This window comes from Streptococcus sp. GMD1S, from assembly GCF_000296875.1.
Lineage (GTDB): Bacteria > Bacillota > Bacilli > Lactobacillales > Streptococcaceae > Streptococcus.
The window spans coordinates 1-737 of the sequence record NZ_AJQY01000405.1; the positions used below are offsets into that span (position 1 = coordinate 1).

The following is a 737-nucleotide window of genomic DNA, read 5'->3' on the forward strand; positions in this document are numbered from 1 at the left end:
ACAGATGGGATCATCACCTATGAGAAAGATCGTCTGGGAAATATTGTTCCGGGTACGGAGCAGGCTTCCCAACACATGGTAGACGGAAAGGATGTTTACACTACCCTTTCTAGTCCTTTGCAATCCTTTATGGAAACCCAGATGGATGCCTTTCAGGAAAAGGTAAAAGGCAAGTATATGACCGCGACCTTGGTCAGTGCAAAGACCGGTGAAATTCTCGCTACCACCCAACGACCTACCTTTAATGCAGATACTAAAGAAGGAATCACTGAGGACTTTGTTTGGCGTGACATTCTTTATCAAAGTAACTATGAACCAGGATCAGCCATGAAGGTTATGACGTTAGCTTCTTCTATTGATAATAATACCTTCCCAAGTGGAGAATACTTCAATAGCAGTGAATTAAAAATAGCGGATGCGACGATTCGAGATTGGGATGTTAATGATGGTTTGACTACTGGTGGGATGATGACTTTCTCACAAGGTTTCGCTCACTCCAGTAATGTTGGAATGAGTCTACTTGAACAAAAAATGGGAGATGCTACTTGGTTGGATTATCTAAACCGCTTTAAATTTGGGGTCCCAACTCGCTTTGGCTTGACAGATGAATACACAGGTCAATTACCTGCTGATAACATTGTCAATATTGCCATGAGCTCATTTGGACAAGGGATCTCTGTCACCCAGACCCAGATGCTTCGTGCCTTTACAGCCATTGCCAATGATGGGGTTATGTT

The 737-nt window shown here is 43.0% G+C and carries 1 protein-coding gene; it reads left to right on the forward strand.

Features of this window, described 5'->3' with window-relative positions:
- Positions 1-737, forward strand: a 737-nt coding sequence (locus GMD1S_RS10660; RefSeq protein WP_000315889.1) for a penicillin-binding transpeptidase domain-containing protein, incomplete at both ends; no start/stop codon positions are given.